Below are 19,879 nucleotides of genomic sequence, written 5' to 3'. Positions count from 1 at the left end.
GTAATACCTGAGAGCTACTCGCCGGAACAGCTCCCTGGCGGGACGCCGGCGACCGCTCCCGCTCCGTAATTTCCTTTCCCGTCACGCCCGATGGCCGGGCAGCGGAAAGGAAGCCGACCATGGGGTACGCCCAGCGAACCGGTACGACCCGACACCGCTCGGCGTTGCTCCCGCCGCGCTCCGGTACGGCAGCGCGCCGAGCACCGGCACCCTCTCCGCGACCGCCTCGGCCCCGCCCCCGAACCACCCGGCTGCGCCGAGCGCTCCTGTCCGCCCTCCTCACCGCCGCCATCGTCACCCCCCTCGCCGGCGCGGCCCGGCCCCGGATCCCCGCGCCCCGCCCCGCGACCCTCACCGCCCCCCTCACCCCGTCCACCCTCCCCTCCGCGTACCAGGCGAACCGGAGGAACGCCGGCGAGGCGGCCCGCATGGCCGCCGTCCACGGCGACGCGCACCGCGCCGCGGCGGACCGCGCCCTGGCCGCCCCGTCCCGCCACCTCCTCGCCTTCGACGGCCGAGGCACCGGCCAGGCCACCGAGGTCCTCGGCGACCTCACCCGCGCCGAGCACATCGCGGTCCTGGTCCCCGGCTCGGACACCACCCTCGACACCTACACCCGCTTCCACCGGGCCGCCGCGGCCCTGTACACCCACCTCACCCACCGCACCGGCCCCGCCCACGAACCCGCTCCCCGCCTCGCCGTCATCGCCTGGCTCGGCTACGACACCCCGGCCACGGTCAGCACCACGGTGACCACCACCACCCGTGCCGACGAGGCCGCCCCCCGGCTGCGCGCCTTCGTACGCCGGCTGCGCACCCTGGCCCCCGCCGGAACGCACCTCTCCGTGCTCTGCCACTCCTACGGCTCGGTGGTCTGCGGCCGGGCCGCCCCCGGCCTGGACGCGGACGACATGGCCCTCGTCGGCAGCCCCGGCACCGGCGCGGACTCCGTCGCCGCGCTCCGCACCCGCGCCCGTGTCTGGGCGGCCCGCGGCGGCGACGACTGGGTGGCGGACGTCCCGCACGTCCGCGCCGGCCTCTTCGGCACCACCGTCGGCTTCGGCACCGACCCCGTCTCCACCGCCTTCGGCGCCCGGGTCTTCGACGCGGCCGACGCCGACCACAGCGGCTACTTCACCCCGGGCTCGGCCTCCCTGGCCAACCTCGCCCGGATCACCCTCGACCACCCCCGGGAGGTAACCCGTGGCTGAGCCGTCCCCGCGCACCCGCGCCCCGCACGCCCCCACCCGCGCCCCGCGCCGTGCCCTGCACGCGCTCCGTCACGCCGCCCGCCGCGTGGACGCCGCCACGCCCGCCTCCCGCGACCGCGCCGTCGACGCCCTGCGGGCCGTGGCGATCCTCGGTGTCGTCCTCGGCCACTGGCTGGTCACCGCCCTGGTCGCGGAGGACGGCGGTCTGCACACGGCCAGCCCGTTGCAGCACATGCCCTGGCTGGCCCCGGTCTCCTGGCTCTTCCAGACGCTGGCCGTCTTCTTCCTGGTCGGCGGCCACGTCGCGACCCGCAGCCTGACCACGGCCCGCGCGAGGGGCGAGTCCTACGGCGGGTGGCTGCGCGCCCGCCTGACCCGGCTGCTCCGCCCGGTCGCCGCGCTCCTCGCCCTGTGGACGGTGGCCGGCACGGCCCTGCTGCTCACCGGCACCCCCCTGGCGACCATCCACACCCTGGTGAAACTCGCGCTGTCCCCCCTGTGGTTCCTGCTGGTCTTCGCCGCGCTGACGGCCGCCACCCCGCTCGTCGCCCGCCTCAACCCGCTGTGGCCGCTCGCCGTCGTCCTGCACGTGGACGTGCTCCGCTTCGGCCTGCACCTCGGCCCGTCCTGGCTCGGCTGGACCAACCTGGCCGCAGGATGGCTGGTCCCCTACACCCTGGGCGCGGCCTGGGCCCGGGGCGAGCTGCGCGGCCGGCGCTCGGCGTGGGCCCTCCTCCTCGGCGGTACGGCGGCCACCGCGGTCCTCGTCGGGTGGGCGGGCTACCCGGCGTCCATGGTCGGCGTCCCCGGCGGCGCGGTGTCCAACCTGAACCCCCCGACGCTGGCGGCCGTCACGTTCGGCCTGGCCCAGTGCGGACTGGCGCTCCTGCTGCGCGACCGGCTGCGCCGCACGACGGCCCGCCCGCTCGCCTGGGCGGCGGTGGCCCTCGTCAACCTGTCGGCGATGACGATATTCCTCTGGCACCAGACGGCCATGATGGCCGCCACCGCCACGGGTCTCACGGCCGGCCGCCTGCCCGGCCTGCACACCTCGCCCGACGCGCCGGCCTGGGTGGCGTACCGCCTGGCCTGGCTGCCCCTGTTCGCCCTGGCGCTGATCGTGTGCCGGGCTGCCTTCCGCCACCACGAGCAGGGCCCGCGCCGTCCCCGCAACCGCCCCTCCCCGGTGGTCCACCGCCACCTCCCGCCGACGAAATCCCCCCGCCGTGCCTAATGTTGACCTTGTGACGCCCGCGGACCCGAGCCCCAGCCCGACCCCCGCACCGGTCCCGGCCGAGAGCGGTCACCCCCGGTCCGACGGCACCCGCACACCGGCCCCCGGTTCCGACGGCGCCCCCTCCGGCCGCGGACGCCTGCGCAGATGGCTGGGCGAGGCCCCCACCCGCCACTCGCCGCCCTTCTCCAGGTACCGCTGGGCCCGTCTCCTCGCCTACCTCCTCATCGGCTGGACGGCGCTGGCCATCGCGCTCGCCGGCGGCGTCGACGTCTCCGAGTCGTACGACCTGGAGTACTCCACCGCCCTCCTCGCCACCTCGCTCCAGGCCGTCGCCATCGTCCTGGCCGTCCGGCGTCCCGTCCCGGCCTGGGCGTTGTCCCTGGCCGCCGCCACCGTCACCGCCCTGCTCGCCCGCCCGCACCTGGAGTCCGCCCCGGCCTCCGGCCCCGACTGGCCGTGGTCGACGCCGACGCTGCTGGCCCACACGACCGTGCTTCTGCTCCTCGCGCTGCGGGTCCGCCTCGGCGGCACCCTCACCGTGCTCGCCGTGACCACGGTCGTCACCTGCCTCGTGCGCGTCGGGGCGGCGGTGGGGCACTACTCCGGCACCGGCACGGTCGCCGTGGCCCTGTTCGGTATCGCCACCGCCGTCGGCGGCACCCTGCGCAGCCGCCAGGAGGCCCGTACCGAACTGGTCCAGCAGACGACGATCACCGCCGAGGAACGGGCCCGCCGCACCCTGCTGGAGGAGCGCAGCCGGATCGCCCGCGAGCTGCACGACGTGGTCGCCCACCACATGTCGGTGATCTCCATCCAGGCCCAGGTGGCCCCCCATCTCGTCAAGGACCCCTCCGAGGAGCTGCTGGAGAACCTCGCCGGCATCCGCGGCAACGCGCTGGAGGCGCTCACCGAACTGCGCCGGGTCCTCGGCGTGCTGCGTTCCGAGAACCCCGAGGACCCCTACGGCCTGGGCGCTCCCGGTACCGGCGCCGCCCCGGACGCCCCGCAGCCCACGCTCGCCCGGCTCGACGGACTGGTCGAGAACACGCGGGCGGCCGGGCTGGACGTGACCGCGAAGGCCGTCGGCGAGGTCCGGCCGTACGCCCCGGGCGTGGAACTGTCGGCGTACCGAATAATCCAGGAGGCGCTGAGCAACGCCCTGCGGCACGCGCCGGGTTCCCGGGTGCACGTCGAGGTCGGGCACTTCCCGGACGGCCTGCACCTGGTGGTGACCAACTCGCCGCCGCAGCGCCCGGTCCCGCCCTCCCCGGGCGCCGGACACGGGCTGCTCGGCATGCGTGAGCGCGCGGCGATGCTCGGCGGACATGTCCTCGCGGAGCGCACCCCGGGCGGCGGGTTCAGCGTCACGGCCCACCTCCCCGGGGACATCGCCCCGAACCCGCCCGACCAGCCCCCGACAGGAGAACAGAGCCCATGACGAGCGGTACCGGCAGCATCCGGGTCCTCATCGCCGACGACCAGCAGATGGTGCGGCAGGGCTTCACCGTGCTGCTCGACACCCAGCCGGACATCGAGGTGGTCGGGCAGGCGGTCGACGGCCGGGACGCGATCGCCCGGGCCGCCGAACTGGCGCCGGACGTCGTGCTGATGGACATCCGGATGCCGGAGCTGGGCGGCATCGAGGCGACCAGCCGGATCACCGAGGACCACCCCGCCGTCAAGGTGCTGGTGCTGACCACGTTCGACCTGGACGAGTACGTGTACGACGCACTGCGGGCCGGTGCCTCCGGTTTCCTCCTCAAGGACGCCTCCGCCGACCAACTGGCCGAGGCGGTGCGGGTGGTGGCCGCGGGCGACGCCCTGCTGGCGCCCGGCATCACCCGCCGGCTCATCGCCGAGTTCTCCCGCCTGGACGGCAGCGGCCGGGCCCCGCTCAAGCGGCGCGTGGCCGACCTCACCGAGCGGGAGACGGAGGTGCTGGCGCTGATCGCGCAGGGCCTGTCGAACGCGGAGATCGCCGAGCGGCTGGTCGTGGCCGAGCAGACCGTGAAGACCCACGTGGGCCGGATCCTGGTGAAGCTGGGCCTGCGCGACCGCACCCAGGCGGCGGTGTTCGCCTACGAGTCGGGCGTGGTCCGCCCCGGAGGCCGCTGACCTCCGGGGGCGAGCCGTAGTACCTGAGAGGGACGTCCCAGGACCCTTCTCCAAGGGGACGACCGCGCGTCCGGTCCGCACCTACCGTTTCCCACGTGATCGAAACGACCCAGACGCAGCCGACGCCGCCGGATCCGCCGGACGGCGCGTTCGAGCCCTACACGCCGCGCAGCCCCGAGTTCCGCGCGGCGGCGGACGCCCTGCGCGGGCTGTGGCAGGACCTGTTCCACCAGGCCTTCGCCTACCGGCCGCTGCCCCGCACGGCGGCGGACGGCCCCCTCACCCGCCACCTCTCCGGCCGGCTGCGGGCCTACGCGGCCTGGACCCCGCACGCCGTGGTGGCGGCCGGCGGAGTCGTGGCGCTGGCCGCGGGCGTGACGGGCGCCGACGCCGGCCCGCCGGCCGTGCTGTGCGGGCTGCTCGCCCTGGCCCCGGTGCTGCTGACCCTGGTGCGTCCGGTCGGCGCGTTCTGGCTGTCGTTCGCGGCGACGGCGGCTAGCTCGGTCCTCGGCAGCGACTGGGGCAGCTGGCCCTGGCTGCCGGGCAGTCTCGTTTCCCACCTGCTGGTGCTCACGGTCGTGGCGATCCGCACCCGCCCGCGCACGGCGGCCTGGATGTGGCTGCTGACCGCGCTGTACGGCTTCTGGGCGGAGACCGTCTTCGGCTCCACGCACTACGACACCGACACGGGCCCGCTGCTGGTGGTGTCCGCGCTGGTCCTGCTGGTCGTCACGGTGTGGCACATACGCCGGCAGGCCGAGCAGGACGTGACCGCCCAGCAGACGGTGACGGAGCACGAGCGTTCGCGGCGCACCCTGCTGGAGGAGCGCACCACGATCGCCCGTGAGCTGCACGACGTGGTCGCCCACCACATGTCGGTGGTCGCCATCCAGGCGGAGGCAGCGCCCTACCGCGTGGAGAACCCGCCGCCGGAGCTGGAGAAGGCGTTCGCCACCATCCGGGAGAACGCGGTGGCGGCCCTGACCGAGCTGCGCCGGGTCCTCGGCGTGGTCCGCGCGGAGAACCACGAGGCCCCGGACGCCCCGCAGCCCACCCTCGCCGACCTGGACGGCCTGCTCGCCAATGTGCGCGAGGCCGGCCTGACGGTGGAGAAGGCGGTGACCGGTGCGGTGCGCGAACTGCCGCAGGGGGTGGAGCTGTCGGCGTACCGGATCGTGCAGGAGGCGCTGAGCAACACCCTGCGGCACGCACCGGGCGCGCGTGCCCGCGTGGAGGTCGCCTATGTCCTCGGCGGCCTCGGTGTCCGCGTCGTCAACGGCCCGCCCCCGGCACAGAGCCTGCTGAAGCCCTCTCCCGGGGCCGGGCACGGCATCACCGGCATGCGGGAGCGCGTCTCGATGCTGAACGGCGAGATGACGGCGGCCCCCACGGCCGAGGGAGGGTACGAGGTGACGGTGTTCCTGCCGGTGCCGGCGGCGACCGCTGCGATCGAGGGCGAGGCATGACGATCCGCGTACTGGTCGCGGACGACCAGATGATGGTCCGCGAGGGATTCTCGGTGCTGCTGAACGCGATGCCGGGCATCGAGGTGGTCGGCGAGGCGGTCAACGGCCGGGACGCGGTGGACCGGGTCCGTGAACTCTCCCCGGACGTCGTCCTGATGGACATCCGCATGCCGGAGCTGAACGGCATCGAGGCGACCCGGGAGATCGTCGCCGCGGACGAGACGGCGAAGGTGCTGGTGCTGACCACGTTCGACCTGGACGAGTACGTGTACCAGGCGCTGCGCGCGGGAGCCTCCGGCTTCCTCCTCAAGGACGCCTCGGCACGCCAGCTGGCCGACGGGGTGCGGGTGGTGGCGGCGGGCGAGGCCCTCCTCGCGCCCTCGGTCACCCGACGCCTGATCACGGAGTTCTCCCGTCTGGCCGACACCCCCCGGCTGATGCCGGCGGCCCGGGCGGCCTACGGGGAACTGACGGAACGCGAGACGGAGGTACTGATACTGATCGCCCAGGGTCTGTCGAACGCCGAGATAGCCGGCCGCCTGGTGGTGGCGGAGTCGACGATCAAGACCCACGTGAGCCGCGTCCTCGTGAAACTGGGCCTCCGCGACCGCACCCAGGCGGCGGTGTTCGCGTACGAGGCCCGCCTGGTGACGCCGGGCTGAGCATCCGTCACCGGGTGCCCGCCGTCACCGGCAGCCCGCCGTCACCTGGTGCCCGTCCGTGCCTGTCGCCGACTAGTGTGCGACGGTGCACGCACGTGGATCGCACGTGCGAACGAGGCGCACGGGGGATGGGTTACGTTCTGCCCGGATGGGCCGACGAGATCCTGGACTTCATCGGGATCAACTGGCCGAACGTCGACGAGGACGACTACCGCGAAATGGCCGACTCCACGCGGGATTTCGCGGACACGTTCGAGGGGCACGGCGCTGACGCCCATCGGGCGGTGTCCCGGATCCTGTCCTCCTCGCAGGGCTGGGCCGTCGACGCGATGGAGAAGCACTGGGCCCACCTGAAGGCGGGGCATCTGGAGAAGGTCCCCGAGCTGGCCCGGTTGTTCGCGGACGCGTGCGACGTGGTCGCGGACATCGTCTTCGGGATGAAGACCAAGGCCGAGATCGAACTCGGTGCGATGGCCGCCTCGCTGGGGATCTCGGCGGGACTCGCCGTCGTCACCGGCGGTCTGTCCGCGGTCATCGGTGCGGCCGAGACCGTGGCGATGCGCCAGGCGATCAAACGGATCATCGACGAGGCCGCCGACCGGATCGTGGACGAGCTGGTGGCGCGGGTGACCGAGCCGGTCAACGCCAAGCTGGAGGCCATGGTCGAGGACATGGTCTTCGACCTGGTGGACGGCGCCTTCTCGCTGCCTCCGGCGCCGGGCGACGCTCACCCGGGCGGCTCGGGCGGCAAGCACGGCGGCGGCATGCAGCTGGCCTCCGCCGGTGGCGGGAGCGGCGGCGACGGGGCCGGGGCCGGGGCCGGCAAGCGGACCGTGATCGACCACGCCGAGTTCGAGGACGGCGCCGGCAAGGTCTCCTCCCACGGCGGCAAACTGCACCAGGCCGGCTCGGGCTCGGCACATCGAGGAGATGGTGGCCGGCCTGAAACACAACAAGCCGCTTCAGGACATGCTCAAGAAGCGAGGCTGGACCATCGACGAGAGCGCTCTGCTGGCGTGAGGGTCCGGGGCGAGTGATCGAGGGAGTGGACATGGAACTGGAACTGGTGCCGCATGTCGGCGTCGGGCGTTTCCGGCTCGGCATGTCGGTCGGGGAAGCGCGCGCCGCGGTGGAGGAGTGGGGTGTGCTCCGGACCGTCGCCGGCGACGAGGAGCCGGGGCAGATCGTCCTCACGCACGACGACTCCGAGACGGACATCGTGCTCGGCTTCGGCAGCGGCATGCTGAGCGGAGTGGAGCTGGTCCGTTTCCGGAAGGAGGACGCCGACGTCCGGGTGCTGCTCGACGGGCTCGACGTCTTCCGCACGCCGAGTGAGGACCTCTTCGAGCAGCTGGCGGAACGGGGCCACACCATCGAGGAGAACGACCTCGGCTTCGACGCCCTGCCCGAGCTGAAGGTGATCCTCGCGAACCAGAGCAGCTACGCGTACCCGGTGGACGAGGAGGGTGACCCGCTGTACTACGACTACGTCCTGGTCACCACGGAGCCCGTCGTCTGAACCCGGCGGGGCCCGGGCCGTGCGGGCGGGCCCCCTGGTCAGGCGTCGGCCGGCGCGCTAGCGTCCCGGCATGGCAGGCTCCAGCGACCTCGCGTTCGATCCCTGGGACCCGGCGTTCGTCGCCGACCCGTATCCGGCCTACGCGGAGCTGCGGGCACGCGGCCGGGTGGTCCGGTACGAGCCGACCGACCAGTGGCTGGTCCCGCACCACGCGGACGTCGCGGCGCTGCTGAGGGACCGCCGGCTGGGGCGGACGTACCGGCACCGGTTCAGCCACGAGGAGTTCGGCCGTACCCCGCCCCCGTCGGAGCACGAGCCGTTCCACACCCTCAACGACCACGGGATGCTCGACCTGGAGCCGCCGGACCACACCCGGATCCGGCGCCTGGTGTCGAAGGCGTTCACCCCGCGCACGGTGGAGCGGCTGAAGCCGTACGTCGAGGGGCTGGCGGGTGATCTGGTGGCCGGCCTGGTCCGCGACGGCGGCGGCGATCTGCTGACCGACGTGGCGGAGCCGCTGCCCGTGGCGGTGATCGCCGAGATGCTGGGCATCCCGCAGGCGGACCGGGGACAGCTGCGCCCCTGGTCGGCGGAGATCTGCGGGATGTACGAGCTGAATCCGTCGCGGGAGACGGCCGCGAAGGCGGTCCGGGCGTCGGTGGAGTTCTCGGAGTACCTGCGGGAGCTGATCGCGGTCCGGCGCAAGGAGCCCGGCGACGACCTGGTCTCGGGGCTGATCGCCGCCCATGACGAGGACGACCGCCTCACCGAGCAGGAGATGATCTCCACGGCGGTGCTGCTCCTGAACGCCGGTCACGAGGCGACCGTCAACGCCACCGTGAACGGCTGGTGGGCGCTGTTCCGCAACCCGGACCAGCTGGCGGCCCTGCGCGCCGACCACCGTCTGGTCCCCTCCGCGGTCGAGGAGCTGATGCGCTACGACACGCCGCTCCAGCTCTTCGAACGCTGGGTCCTGGACGACATCGAGATCGACGGCACGACGATCCCGAGGGGGTCGGAGATCGCCATGCTCTTCGGTTCCGCCAACCACGACCCGGCGGTCTTCGCCGACCCCGGCCGCCTGGACCTCACCCGCGGGGACAACCCGCACATCTCCTTCAGCGCGGGCATCCACTACTGCATCGGCGCGCCCCTGGCCCGTATCGAGCTGGCGGCGTCCATGACGGCCCTGCTGCGGCAGGCCCCCACCCTGGCCCTGGCGGCGGAGCCGGAACGGAAGCCGAACTTCGTGATCCGGGGACTGTCGGGGCTGCGCGTGGAGGTGGGCTGAGCGGGCGCCCCGGGCGTCACCGCTCCTTGGTCTCCTCCAGCACCGTCCGCCCCAGCAGCGCGTACCGCTCGGGCGAGCGCCGCCTGAGGTACTGCGCGTAGCCGAGGCCGGCCGCCGCGACGAGGGCCACCAGCCACGGGGTCGCCTTCAGCACCAGCGAGCCGGACTCCGGCCCGGCCGCCACACCCATGTGGGAGACCAGCAGCACGACGACGGCGAGCATCGCGACGCCGCCGAGGAGCGGGGCGGTGAAGGTGCGGAACCAGTGCCGGCTCTCGGGGTGGTGGGAGCGGAAGTACACCAGCACCGCGAAGGAGCACACGGCCTGCACGACGAGGATCGCCATGGTGCCGAGGATGGCGAGCAGGACGTAGGTACCGGTGTACGGGTCCTTGCCCGCCGCCCAGAAGGCGCCGATCAGCACCGCGCTGACGGCTGTCTGCACCAGCCCGGCGATGTGCGGGGAGCCGTGCCGGGCGTGGGTGCGCCCGATGCTGTCCCGCAGCGAGGGCAGGACGCCCTCCCGGCCCAGGGCGTACAGGTAGCGGGCGGCGCAGTTGTGGAAGGCCATGCCGCAGGCGAGCGAGCCGGTGATCATCAGCCACTGCATGACGTCGACGGCCCAGTGGCCGACGTAGCGCTCGGTGGGGTCGAAGAACATCGCGAGCGGGTTGGCGGAGGAGGCGGCGCGTACGGCCTCCGCCTCGCCGTTGCCGGTGATGGCCATCCAGGAGACGAGGACGTAGAAGACGCCGACGCCGAGCACGCTGACCATCGTGGCCTTGGGGATGATCTTCTTCGGGTCGCGGGACTCCTCGCCGTACATCGCCGTGGACTCGAAACCGACCCAGGACCAGAAGGCGAAGAAGAGGCCGAGGCCGGCCGAGGTCCCCTTGAAGGCGTTGACGGGGTCGACCGGCGCGAACGTGAAGCCGTGCGGCCCGCCCCCGTGCAGGGCGACGGACACCGCCATGGCCGCGAGGACGGTCACCTCGGTCGCCAGCAGCACCACCAGCAGTTTCTCGGCGACGCTGACCCCGAACCAGGTGCCGGTGGCGTTGACGGCGAGCATCAGGACGGCGAAGGCCCACCAGGGGACGTGCAGCCCCGTCTGGTCCCTGAGCGTGGTCGTGGCGAAGGTGGAGAAGATCCCGATCAGCGCGGGTTCGAAGACGACGTACGCGAAGGTGGCCAGCAGCCCCGAGGCGAGCCCGACGGTCCGGCCGAGCCCGTAGGAGATGAAGCCGTAGAAGGCGCCGGTCGAGGTGATGTGCTTCGCCATCGAGGTGAAACCGACGGAAAAGATTGCCAGGACGACCATTGCCACGAGATAGCTCGCGGGTGCCCCGACCCCGTTGCCCGACGCCACCATGAAGGGCACGTTGCCGGTCATCGCGGTGATCGGCGCGGCGGTGGCGACGGCCATGAACACCACCCCGAGCAGCCCTACGGCGTTGGGTTTCAGCCGGTGAACCGTTTCGCCGTCCGCCGCGCCCGTCGCCGGTGCCACACCCTCGTCCACAGCCATCGGGTGGCCCCTTCCTGTGTCGGTCCGTGGGTCCTGATGGAGCAGGATGGTGGACGAAGGACACACCCGGGAAGGGGTCGGCACGGTTAAATATGTGTCACCAGACCTTTAGGGGGGCCTCGGGTCGGGCGGTGCGGGTCAGTGGGTGGCGGGCAGGGTGAGCCGCCAGGCGCCCTCCGCCACCCGCCACGTCCGCCGCCGTACCGGGCCGGAGACCGCCGCGTCCGCCCGGTAGCGGAAGGCCTCGCCGATGACGGTCACCGTGCGGCCGGAGGCCAGCAGCGGGGTCGCCTCCGCACCCACCGACAGCGGCCGTACCTCCACCGAGGCCACCCCGCCCGGGCCCGGCGCCACCGACACCGCCTCCACCGGCTGGTCCAGGTCCACCACCGTCCGCCCGTCGACCTCCACCCGCAGCCGGGTCCCCGGGGCGGGCACGGCCGACAGCCGGGTGGGCCGGGCCGGACGGGTGGCGAGGGTGCGGACCAGGGAGCGGTACCAGGGCCCGCCCGGGGCGAGGGGCACCGGCTCGCTCCCCCCGGCCGCCCGCACCGGCGCCGGCGGAATGCCCAGCGCGCCCAGCACCACCCCGTCGCTGTCGTCGACCAGCAGGTCCAGCCGTCGCTCGGCGCCCTCCAGCACCGCCCGCGCCGCTGCCACCGCCCCGCCGGGCACCCCGAGCGACTCGGCGAGCGCACTGTCCCCGACCGGCACCACCGACAGCGCGCATCCGGCCAGCTCCCGATGCCGGTGCAGCAGCGTGACGGCGCGCACCAGCGCCCGGTCGTCCCCGACCACGACCGGCCGCCGGGACCCCCTCCGGCCCAGCGCGCGGGCGAATTCCTCCAGGTCCTCCGGCAGGCACACCTTGGTCGCCGCACCCGCGCTGAGCACGTCTTTCGCGATGCGTACGGACTCGCCGTCCGTCTGCCGTGCGGCCGGATCGATGATCACCAGCAGCTGGTCGGACGTCGCGAAAGTCGCCACCTCGGTCCTGCCTCGCTTCCTCGGGTAGCATCTTTGTGCAAGAGCCCCTTGCGCTATTGCGCCAGGGGCTTCGTCTATTCCGGGGCATCCGGTCCGACGGTTGTGCGACCAACGGCGGTCGCGGTGGTACGCGGCGGTGAACCTTACGCCCACGCCCCCGACCTTGGACATGCCCCGCCCGGAAGGGGTGTACGCGCGTGCCCGCACTTGTGCTGCTCGGTGCTCAGTGGGGTGACGAAGGCAAGGGAAAGGCGACGGACCTGCTCGGTGGATCCGTCGACTACGTGGTGCGCTACCAGGGCGGCAACAACGCCGGCCACACGGTAGTCGTGGGCGACCAGAAGTACGCCCTCCACCTTCTCCCTTCCGGGATCCTGTCCCCCGGCTGCACGCCGGTCATCGGTAACGGCGTCGTCGTCGACCCGTCGGTCCTGCTCTCCGAGCTGAGCGGTCTGAACGAGCGTGGCGTCGACACGTCCAAGCTCCTGATCAGTGGTAACGCGCACGTCATCACGCCGTACAACGTGACCGTCGACAAGGTGACGGAACGCTTCCTCGGCAAGCGCAAGATCGGCACGACCGGCCGCGGCATCGGCCCGACCTACGCCGACAAGATCAACCGCGTGGGCATCCGGGTCCAGGACCTGTACGACGAGTCGATCCTCCAGCAGAAGGTCGAAGCGGCTCTCGACGTCAAGAACCAGGTCCTCACCAAGCTCTACAACCGGCGCGCCATCGCCGCCGAGCAAGTGGTCGAGGAGCTGCTGGGCTACGCCGAGCAGATCAAGCCGTACGTCGCCGACACGGTGCTGATCCTGAACCAGGCCCTGGAGGACGACAAGGTCGTGCTCTTCGAGGGCGGCCAGGGCACCCTGCTGGACATCGACCACGGCACGTACCCCTTCGTCACCTCCTCGAACCCGACGGCGGGCGGCGCCTGCACGGGTGCGGGCGTGGGCCCGACGAAGATCAGCCGCGTGATCGGCATCCTGAAGGCGTACACGACCCGCGTCGGCGCGGGTCCCTTCCCGACGGAGCTGTTCGACGAGGACGGCGAGGCGCTGCGCCGCATCGGCGGCGAGCGGGGCGTCACCACCGGCCGTGACCGCCGCTGCGGCTGGTTCGACGCCGTCATCGCCCGCTACGCGACCCGCGTGAACGGCCTGACCGACTTCTTCCTCACCAAGCTCGACGTCCTCACCGGCTGGGAGCAGATCCCGGTCTGCGTGGCGTACGAGATCGACGGCAGGCGCGTCGAGGAGCTGCCGTACTCCCAGACCGACTTCCACCACGCGAAGCCGGTCTACGAGATGCTGCCGGGCTGGAGCGAGGACATCAGCAAGGCGAAGACCTTCTCCGACCTGCCGAAGAACGCCCAGGCGTACGTCAAGGCCCTGGAGGAGATGTCCGGCGCCCCGATCTCCGCGATCGGCGTGGGCCCGGGCCGGGACGAGACGATCGAGATCAACTCGTTCCTGTAGGCACCGCGCGAACAGGCACCCGCGCGAACAGGCACCCGCGCGAACAGGCACCTCGCGACACCGCCCGCCGGTCCCGCCCTCCCCGGGCGCGGGCCGGCGGGCGGTTCCGCGTCCACACCCTGTGGACGACGGCCCCTCGGTGACCGCGCCCGGTGGACAATGGACCCATGGGCGTCCACCGGACCGCACGATGCCGGGGCCCGTACGGCGGTGAGGGCCACCAGGCCGGCGGCACGGACTGCTCCGACCCCGCGGTCTTCGAGGTCGCCCGCCACAACCGGCCACCCCTGCAGGTGTGCCCCGTGCACCTGGGCCCCTCCCTGCTCCTCGCTGCGGGTGTCCTGTGGCCCCCGGACGTCAGACTCATCGGCCGCCCCGCCGCACCGGCCACGGGACCGGGCTGAGGGTCAGCTGAAGACGATCATCGAGCCCTGGGCCAGCGAGCGGGTCGCCGCCGCGTGCAGGCCCAGCCAGACATGGCGTTCGCGGGCGAAGGGGCTGGGGTCGTAGGGCGCCGGGACGGCCGGTTCCTCCAGTTCGGTGGGGGCCGTGGGCGGGGCGGGCGGCGCCGGCGGGTTGGCCGGATCGATGCCGATCGTCGGGGCGACGTACTGGAGTTCGCGCAGCAGGGTCTGCGAGGAGCCCAGCGGGCCGCCGCCCGCGAGGAGTTCGTCGTTCGAGAGCGGGTGCGGGAAGTCCACGGGGACGTAGGCACCCGCGTGGTCGTAGTGCCAGACCAGGTGGGACTGCTGGGCCGTCGACTCGAACATCTCCAGCAACTGCTCGTAGTCCCCGCCCAGTTCGTCCACGGGGGTCACCGGCAGGCCGCAGACCTGGAGCAGGTAGGCCCGGCGCAGGAAGTGGAGGGCGTCGTAGTCGAAACCGGCGACCGGGGCGACGTCGCCGGACAGGCCCGGCATGTACTGGTACACCGGGACGGGCGGCAGGCCGGCCTCGGCCAGCGCCTTGTTGTACTGCGCGAGTTCCTCGGCGAAGGGGTTGTCCGGGGTGTGGCACAACACGTCCACGAGCGGTACCAGCCACAGGTCACAGGCCAAAGAGGGCTCCTCGGTACGGCAGGCGCGTGGTCACGCACGGCGGCAGGTGGTCAGGGAAGGGTAGTCGGTACGGCCCGGGGGCGGCCCCTCTCGTGCCGGTACGACGGCCGTACTCGGTCACCTACCCCTCGGACAGGTGCTCCAGCAGGGCGAGCGAGTGGGAGTTGGCGGCGACGACGATCGCGTGGGCCGTCTCCGCCTCGCGCCGGGCGAGCGCGTCCACCAGCTCCGTGTGCCCCGCCCAGAGACGGCCACGCAGGTCGGGCAGGCGGAGCAGGTGCTGCACGGCGCAGACCCAGGACTGCACGCGCAGCCGGTGCAGGAAGTCGCCGAGGTAGGGGTTGCCGAAGAGGGCGCTCAGCTCGCGCCAGAAACGCAGGTCGTAGCCGACCAGGACCGTGAGGTCGCCGGCGGCCGCGGCCCGGGCCGCCTCCTCGCCGCGGCGCCGTACGGTCGCCAGGGCCGCCGCCGTGCGCGGGTCCTCGGGCGGGGTACGGAAGGCGGGGTGGCCGGTGGTGAGGGCTTGGAACATGCCGTCGGTGACCAGGCTGCGGGCCTCGATCATGTTCCGGTAGTCGGTCAGCGAGTACTCGGGCACGCGGAACCCGCGGTGCTGGTCGGCCTCCAGGATGCCCTGCGCGGACAGGTCGACCAGCGCCTCACGGACGGGGGTGGCGGAGACGCCGTACTGGTCGGCGATCTCCTTCACGGTGAACGCCCGGCCCGGACGCAGCCGTCCCGCCAGCACCTCGTCACGGAGCGCGTCCGCGATCTGCTGGCGCAGGGTGCTGCGCGTCACGGGGCCGTTGCCGGGCATGCTCCGTGCCTCTCCTCACACGTCCGGGTGACGTACTCGTACGGACGCGTGGTCGACACGCGTCCCCTTGTGCTTACGAGCACGTCACCTTACGCGTTCGAATCGGCCCGGCGGCAGCCGCGGTACGGTCACACGGTGTGTTCGTCGGCGGCGCTCAGCGCGGCGTCGAGCGCGGCCAGGCCCGCCTTCAGCTCGGCCTCGGTCGCGTTGCACGGCGGCACGACGTGGGTGCGGTTCATGTTCACGAAGGGCCACAGGCCGTTCCGCTTGGCGGCGGCGGTGAACGCGGCCATGGGGGCGTTCGCCTCGCCGGACGCGTTGTACGGCACCAGCGGCTCGCGGGTCTCCCGGTTCCGCACCAGCTCCAGCGCCCAGAACATGCCGACACCGCGGACCTCGCCGACGCTCGGGTGCCGTTCGGCCAGCTCGGCGAGGCCGGGCCCGACGACGGTCTCCCCGAGGCGCCTGGCGTTCTCGACCACGCCCTCCTCCGCCATCACGTTGATCGTGGCGACGGCGGCGGCACAGGCCAGCGGGTGCCCGGAGTAGGTGAGGCCGCCGGGGTAGGGACGCTTGCCGAAGGTCTCGGCGATCTCCCGCGAGATGGCCACACCGCCGAGCGGGACGTAGCCCGAGTTCACACCCTTGGCGAAGGTCATGAGGTCGGGTACGACACCGAACAGGTCGGCCGCGAACCACTCGCCGGTCCGGCCGAAGCCGGCCATGACCTCGTCGAGGACGAAGACGATGCCGTACTTGTCGCACAGCTCGCGCACGCCGGCCAGGTAGCCCGGCGGCGGGACCATGATCCCGGCGGTGCCCGGGACGGTCTCCAGGATGATCGCGGCGATCGTCCCCGGTCCCTCGAACGCGATCGTCGTCTCCAGGTGCTCCAGCGCCCGGGCGCACTCCTGCTCCTCGGTCTCGGCGTAGAAGCGGGAGCGGTACAGGAACGGCGCCCAGAAGTGGACGACACCGTTCGAGCCGGAGTCGTTCGCCCAGCGGCGCGGGTCGCCGGTGATGTTGATGGCCTGCTGGGTGCCGCCGTGGTACGAGCGGTACGCCGAGAGGACCTTCGGGCGGCCCGTGTGCAGCCGGGCCATGCGCACCGCGTGTTCGACGGCGTCCGCTCCGCCGTTCGTGAAGAAGATCTTGTCGAGGTCGCCGGGGGTCCGCTCGGCGATCAGCCGGGCCGCCTCCGAGCGGGCCTCGACGGCGAACGCGGGCGCGAAGGTGGTCAGCTTCGCCGCCTGCTCCTGGATCGCCGCGACGACCCTGGGGTGCTGGTAGCCGATGTTGGTGAAGACGAGTCCGCTGGTGAAGTCCAGATACCGCGTGCCGTCGTAGTCCCAGAAGTACGACCCCTCGGCGCCGGCGACGGCGAGGGGGTCGATGAGGTCCTGGGCGGACCAGGAGTGGAAGACGTGCGCGCGGTCCGCGGCCTTCACCGCGGTGCCGGCGTCGGGGCTGGGCTGAGGGGTCATGCCGGTGAGGGTAAATGTCCGCGATGCGGAAGGCATATCGGCGTCTTGTTCCGTGGACGACCCGAATCCGCGACAGGTTGTCGACGGGGGAGCGCCGCTGTCGTACCACCGCACTATTCTCGGTCGTTGCAGACCTATGGGGGGAAGGCGGCGCGGGGATGGAGAAGCTGGGGCCGGGGGATCCGCACCAGATCGGGGTGTACCGGCTGCTGGCGCGGCTCGGCGCGGGCGGGATGGGGCACGTGTACCTGGCCCGGTCGGACCGGGGGCGGACCGTCGCCGTGAAACTGGTCCGGGAGGAGCTGGCCGCCCAGGAGGAGTTCCGGGCGCGGTTCCGGCAGGAGGTGCAGGCCGCGCGGCGGGTCGGGGGGTACTGGACCGCGCCCGTGCTGGACGCGGACACCGAGGCCGCCGTGCCGTGGGTGGCGACCGGGTACGTGGCCGGGCCGAGCCTCCAGCAGGTCGTCGGGCGCGACCACGGGGCGCTGCCCGAGCGGTCGGTACGGATCCTGGCGGCGGGGCTCGCGCACGCGCTGAAGGACATCCACGCGACCGGGACCGTGCACCGGGACCTCAAGCCGTCCAACGTGCTGGTGACCATCGACGGGCCGCGCGTGATCGACTTCGGCATCGCGCGGGCCCTGGAGACGGCGACCGCCGGCGGGGAGGGACTCACCCGCACCGGGGCGCTCGTCGGGTCGCCCGGTTTCATGGCGCCCGAGCAGGTCCGCGGGGACCGGATCACCCCGGCGTGCGACGTGTTCTGCCTCGGTTCGGTGCTGGCCTACGCGGCGACCGGGGCCCTGCCCTTCGGGAACGCCGACAGCGGCGCGCACGCGCTGATGTTCCGCATCGCCCAGGAGGAGCCGGATCTGACGGGGGTGCCGGAGGGGATCGCCGACCTGGTCCGGGACTGCCTGCGCAAGGACCCGCAGTCCCGGCCCTCGCCGGACGCGATCCTGGAGCGGACCGGGGTGGAGGACACCGTGACCGGGGGCCGGTCCCGGGACCCCTGGCTGCCGAGTTCGCTGGTCGCCCAGCTGGGACGGCACGCCGTGCAGCTGCTGGAGGTGGAGAACCCGGAGAGCGGCTCCGGCGGGGCCGCGGGGGCGGCTGGGGTAGCTGGGGCCGCCGGGGTGCCCGGGGACGGCGGTGCGGTCGGGTCGCCCGAGCACGCGCCCGTCTCCGACGGCGGGCCGGCCGGACCCGTCAACCACCTGCCCACCGTCGTCTCCGCCCAGGCTCCGCCCCCGCCGAGCGCCCCGCCGGGCGCCTCGCCCGGCGCGCCGCACGGTGTGCAGCCCCCGCCCGGCGTCCCGCAGGCGCCCGCCGGATTCGGCGCGCCGCCCTACGGAGCCCCGCAGCAGCACCCCCAGGCCGCTGCCTACGGCTATCCGCAGCAGCCGGGGAACTGGGGCGCGGGGCAGCCGTCGTACCACCCCTACGCCGGCGGGCTCGGCTCCACCCCGCCGTACGGGCCGCCGGCCGTCGGTGTGCCGGCGGAGCCGGAGCGGCGCAACGGGCGGTCCACCGCGCTGCTCATCGTGATAGCGCTGGTCGTCGCGCTGGGCGCGGGCGGCTCGGTGTACGCGCTGATGAAGAAGGGCGGCGCGACCGACGACAAGGGGAACGGCACGGTCCGTCCGGCGCCCACCGCCACCTCCGCCTCCCCGGCCGGATCGGCCTCGCCCGCCGAGGCCGACCCGTCCCCGTCCCCCTCCGCCTCCACCGCCGGGGCGGTACCGGACGCCTACCTGGGCACCTGGCGGACGACCATCGACAACGCGAGCGGCTCCAACACCCGCGAACTGACCATCCGGCAGGGCGCGGTGGGCGACACCGTGCTGACGCTGGTCGCGGACGGGCCGGCCGAGGGCGGAGGGTCGTACCACTGCGTCTTCGAGGCGGAGCTGACCGAGGAGCCCGGCGGCGCCGGTCCGCTGGAGATCGGGCCGTCCACCGTCACCACCGGTGAACCGGCCTCCTCCTGCACCCCGGGCGAGGCCACCGAGGTCACGCTGCTGCCGGACGGGCGGCTGAAACGGGCCAAGGCGGGCGGCGGGGAGAGCCTCACGTACAGCAAGGAGTGAGCGCTCCCCGGGGCCCGACGGGTGTGCTCCGTCTCACCGCGGCTCGGGCGGCCGCTGGCGGGGCATGTTGGGACGGGAGCCGTTCGCCGGGGGCAGGGGAAACCGGCCCCCCGGCCCGCCCACGTCCTGCCGCGGTACCGCCGCCACCGCCGTCTGGATGCCCAGGGGCGCGGAGCCCGTGCGGAACTCCACCATCCAGTCGGTCGTCTCGGTGCGCACCAGCTCCGTGATGTCCTCGGAGAAGCGCCGCAGTACGGACAGGCACCGCTCGGCGGCCTCGCTCGCCGTGCCCTCCGCCGGCCCCAGCACCTCCCGCACGCTCTCCGACGCCCAGTCGAACTGGAACGCCTGCAGTCGCCGCTGCACCGCCTGCGCGGTGGCGACGTCCCTTATCCATCCGGAGGTGACGCCGAAGAACCGGTCGATGCCGACGCAGGCGACCGCCTGCAACAGTGCCAGACAGCCCCAGGGCGCCACCCCGCCGGCCGCCCCGGTCAGGTCCAGCAGGGGCAGCGCCGCCCCGGCCACCGCCCCGGCCGCCGCGCCCACCCGCAGCACGCGCGCGCCGCGCCGCTTCCAGATCCGCTCCCGCAGGTACCAGGCCGACGTCTCCAGGGCCCGGCGCTCCACCCACCGGTACAGCTCGTCCAGCCGTTCGGCGGGCTCCGCCCAGTCGCCGAGCGGGAAGGCCCGCGCGATCAGATCGCCCGGCCGCAGCCCGGCCGCCCCCTCGCCCCGCCCGTCCTGAGGCGGACCCTCGGGCTGCATCTCCGGCTGACCCACCCGGCACTCCCAACTGATCACGACCGGTCACGTTGCGTGACATTCCCTGCCGACGTGCGGCCACCTTCCTACCGCCCAATGGGTGGCGAAGAGGGAGGTTTCCCGGCTTTTCCGCCCGGAAGAGGGCCTTGATCAGGTATAGACCGGTCG

At 73.2% G+C, this 19,879-nt stretch carries 17 protein-coding genes and 1 pseudogene; 12 read left to right on the top strand and 6 right to left on the bottom strand.

The window, feature by feature from the left end:
• Positions 1-119 precede the first annotated feature (119 nt).
• The 9 genes and pseudogenes from IEZ20_RS06385 (at position 120) to IEZ20_RS06345 (ending at position 9,501) form a co-directional block, all read left to right on the top strand.
• Complete coding sequence (locus IEZ20_RS06385) at positions 120-1,211, top strand: alpha/beta hydrolase (protein ID WP_189295229.1); 1,092 nt, start codon at positions 120-122, stop codon at positions 1,209-1,211.
• Positions 1,204-2,445, top strand: coding sequence for an acyltransferase family protein (locus IEZ20_RS06380; protein WP_189295227.1), 1,242 nt, complete (start codon positions 1,204-1,206; stop codon positions 2,443-2,445). The genes IEZ20_RS06385 and IEZ20_RS06380 overlap by 8 nt, the downstream gene beginning before the upstream one ends.
• Before the next feature lie 10 nt (positions 2,446-2,455).
• Complete coding sequence (locus IEZ20_RS06375; protein ID WP_229895900.1) at positions 2,456-3,886, top strand: sensor histidine kinase; 1,431 nt, start codon at positions 2,456-2,458, stop codon at positions 3,884-3,886.
• Positions 3,883-4,563 carry a response regulator gene (locus tag IEZ20_RS06370; RefSeq protein WP_189295225.1) on the top strand — a complete coding sequence of 227 codons (681 nt, stop codon included), beginning with the start codon at positions 3,883-3,885 and terminating at the stop codon, positions 4,561-4,563. The genes IEZ20_RS06375 and IEZ20_RS06370 overlap by 4 nt, the downstream gene beginning before the upstream one ends.
• 95 nt (positions 4,564-4,658) lie before the next feature.
• Positions 4,659-6,029, top strand: a complete 1,371-nt coding sequence (locus IEZ20_RS06365; RefSeq protein ID WP_189295223.1) for a sensor histidine kinase — start codon at positions 4,659-4,661, stop codon at positions 6,027-6,029.
• Positions 6,026-6,691, top strand: coding sequence for a response regulator (locus IEZ20_RS06360; protein ID WP_189295221.1), 666 nt, complete (start codon positions 6,026-6,028; stop codon positions 6,689-6,691). The genes IEZ20_RS06365 and IEZ20_RS06360 overlap by 4 nt, the downstream gene beginning before the upstream one ends.
• Positions 6,692-6,819: 128 nt before the next feature.
• Positions 6,820-7,626, top strand: a pseudogene (locus tag IEZ20_RS06355) (WXG100-like domain-containing protein); the annotation flags it as partial.
• 116 nt (positions 7,627-7,742) lie between these two features.
• Complete coding sequence (locus IEZ20_RS06350) at positions 7,743-8,210, top strand: hypothetical protein (protein WP_189295220.1); 468 nt, start codon at positions 7,743-7,745, stop codon at positions 8,208-8,210.
• Positions 8,211-8,280: 70 nt separating this feature from the next.
• Positions 8,281-9,501: a cytochrome P450 gene (locus tag IEZ20_RS06345; RefSeq protein ID WP_189295218.1), complete on the top strand. Its 1,221-nt coding sequence runs from the start codon at positions 8,281-8,283 to the stop codon at positions 9,499-9,501.
• Between the two features lie 16 nt (positions 9,502-9,517).
• Here IEZ20_RS06345 and IEZ20_RS06340 read toward each other — a convergent pair whose 3' ends face one another.
• Together IEZ20_RS06340 and IEZ20_RS06335 are read right to left on the bottom strand one after the other, a co-directional pair.
• Positions 9,518-11,029 (bottom strand): APC family permease, encoded by a 1,512-nt coding sequence (locus IEZ20_RS06340; RefSeq protein ID WP_189295216.1) that lies wholly within the window; start codon positions 11,027-11,029, stop codon positions 9,518-9,520.
• A 138-nt stretch (positions 11,030-11,167) separates the two neighbouring features.
• Complete coding sequence (locus IEZ20_RS06335) at positions 11,168-12,016, bottom strand: diacylglycerol kinase family protein (RefSeq protein ID WP_189295214.1); 849 nt, start codon at positions 12,014-12,016, stop codon at positions 11,168-11,170.
• Between the two features lie 197 nt (positions 12,017-12,213).
• On the opposite strand from IEZ20_RS06335, the gene IEZ20_RS06330 reads away from it, so the two are divergent.
• Together IEZ20_RS06330 and IEZ20_RS06325 are read left to right on the top strand one after the other, a co-directional pair.
• Positions 12,214-13,497 carry an adenylosuccinate synthase gene (locus tag IEZ20_RS06330; RefSeq protein ID WP_189295212.1) on the top strand — a complete coding sequence of 428 codons (1,284 nt, stop codon included), beginning with the start codon at positions 12,214-12,216 and terminating at the stop codon, positions 13,495-13,497.
• 167 nt (positions 13,498-13,664) lie between these two features.
• Positions 13,665-13,901: a hypothetical protein gene (locus tag IEZ20_RS06325; protein ID WP_189295210.1), complete on the top strand. Its 237-nt coding sequence runs from the start codon at positions 13,665-13,667 to the stop codon at positions 13,899-13,901.
• A gap of 3 nt (positions 13,902-13,904) precedes the next feature.
• Here IEZ20_RS06325 and IEZ20_RS06320 read toward each other — a convergent pair whose 3' ends face one another.
• The 3 genes from IEZ20_RS06320 to IEZ20_RS06310 all read right to left on the bottom strand — a co-directional run bounded on the left by IEZ20_RS06320 (position 13,905) and on the right by IEZ20_RS06310 (position 16,856).
• On the bottom strand, positions 13,905-14,555 hold the full coding sequence (locus tag IEZ20_RS06320; RefSeq protein WP_189295208.1) for a putative DNA-mimic protein: 651 nt from the start codon (positions 14,553-14,555) through the stop codon (positions 13,905-13,907).
• 121 nt (positions 14,556-14,676) lie between these two features.
• Positions 14,677-15,372, bottom strand: coding sequence for a GntR family transcriptional regulator (locus IEZ20_RS06315; RefSeq protein ID WP_189295206.1), 696 nt, complete (start codon positions 15,370-15,372; stop codon positions 14,677-14,679).
• 128 nt (positions 15,373-15,500) lie between these two features.
• Positions 15,501-16,856, bottom strand: coding sequence for an aspartate aminotransferase family protein (locus IEZ20_RS06310; RefSeq protein ID WP_189295205.1), 1,356 nt, complete (start codon positions 16,854-16,856; stop codon positions 15,501-15,503).
• A 158-nt stretch (positions 16,857-17,014) separates the two neighbouring features.
• Here IEZ20_RS06310 and IEZ20_RS06305 point away from each other — a divergent pair, with 158 nt between their 5' ends.
• Positions 17,015-18,946: a serine/threonine-protein kinase gene (locus IEZ20_RS06305; RefSeq protein WP_189295203.1), complete on the top strand. Its 1,932-nt coding sequence runs from the start codon at positions 17,015-17,017 to the stop codon at positions 18,944-18,946.
• A gap of 33 nt (positions 18,947-18,979) precedes the next feature.
• Here IEZ20_RS06305 and IEZ20_RS06300 read toward each other — a convergent pair whose 3' ends face one another.
• Positions 18,980-19,729 (bottom strand): SLATT domain-containing protein, encoded by a 750-nt coding sequence (locus IEZ20_RS06300; protein WP_189295201.1) that lies wholly within the window; start codon positions 19,727-19,729, stop codon positions 18,980-18,982.
• Positions 19,730-19,879 lie beyond the last annotated feature (150 nt).

Source organism: Streptomyces cinerochromogenes, from assembly GCF_014648635.1.
Taxonomy (GTDB): domain Bacteria; phylum Actinomycetota; class Actinomycetes; order Streptomycetales; family Streptomycetaceae; genus Streptomyces; species Streptomyces cinerochromogenes.
The sequence above is the reverse complement of the archived record's forward strand: the minus strand, read 5'-3'. Positions and strand labels throughout refer to the sequence as shown.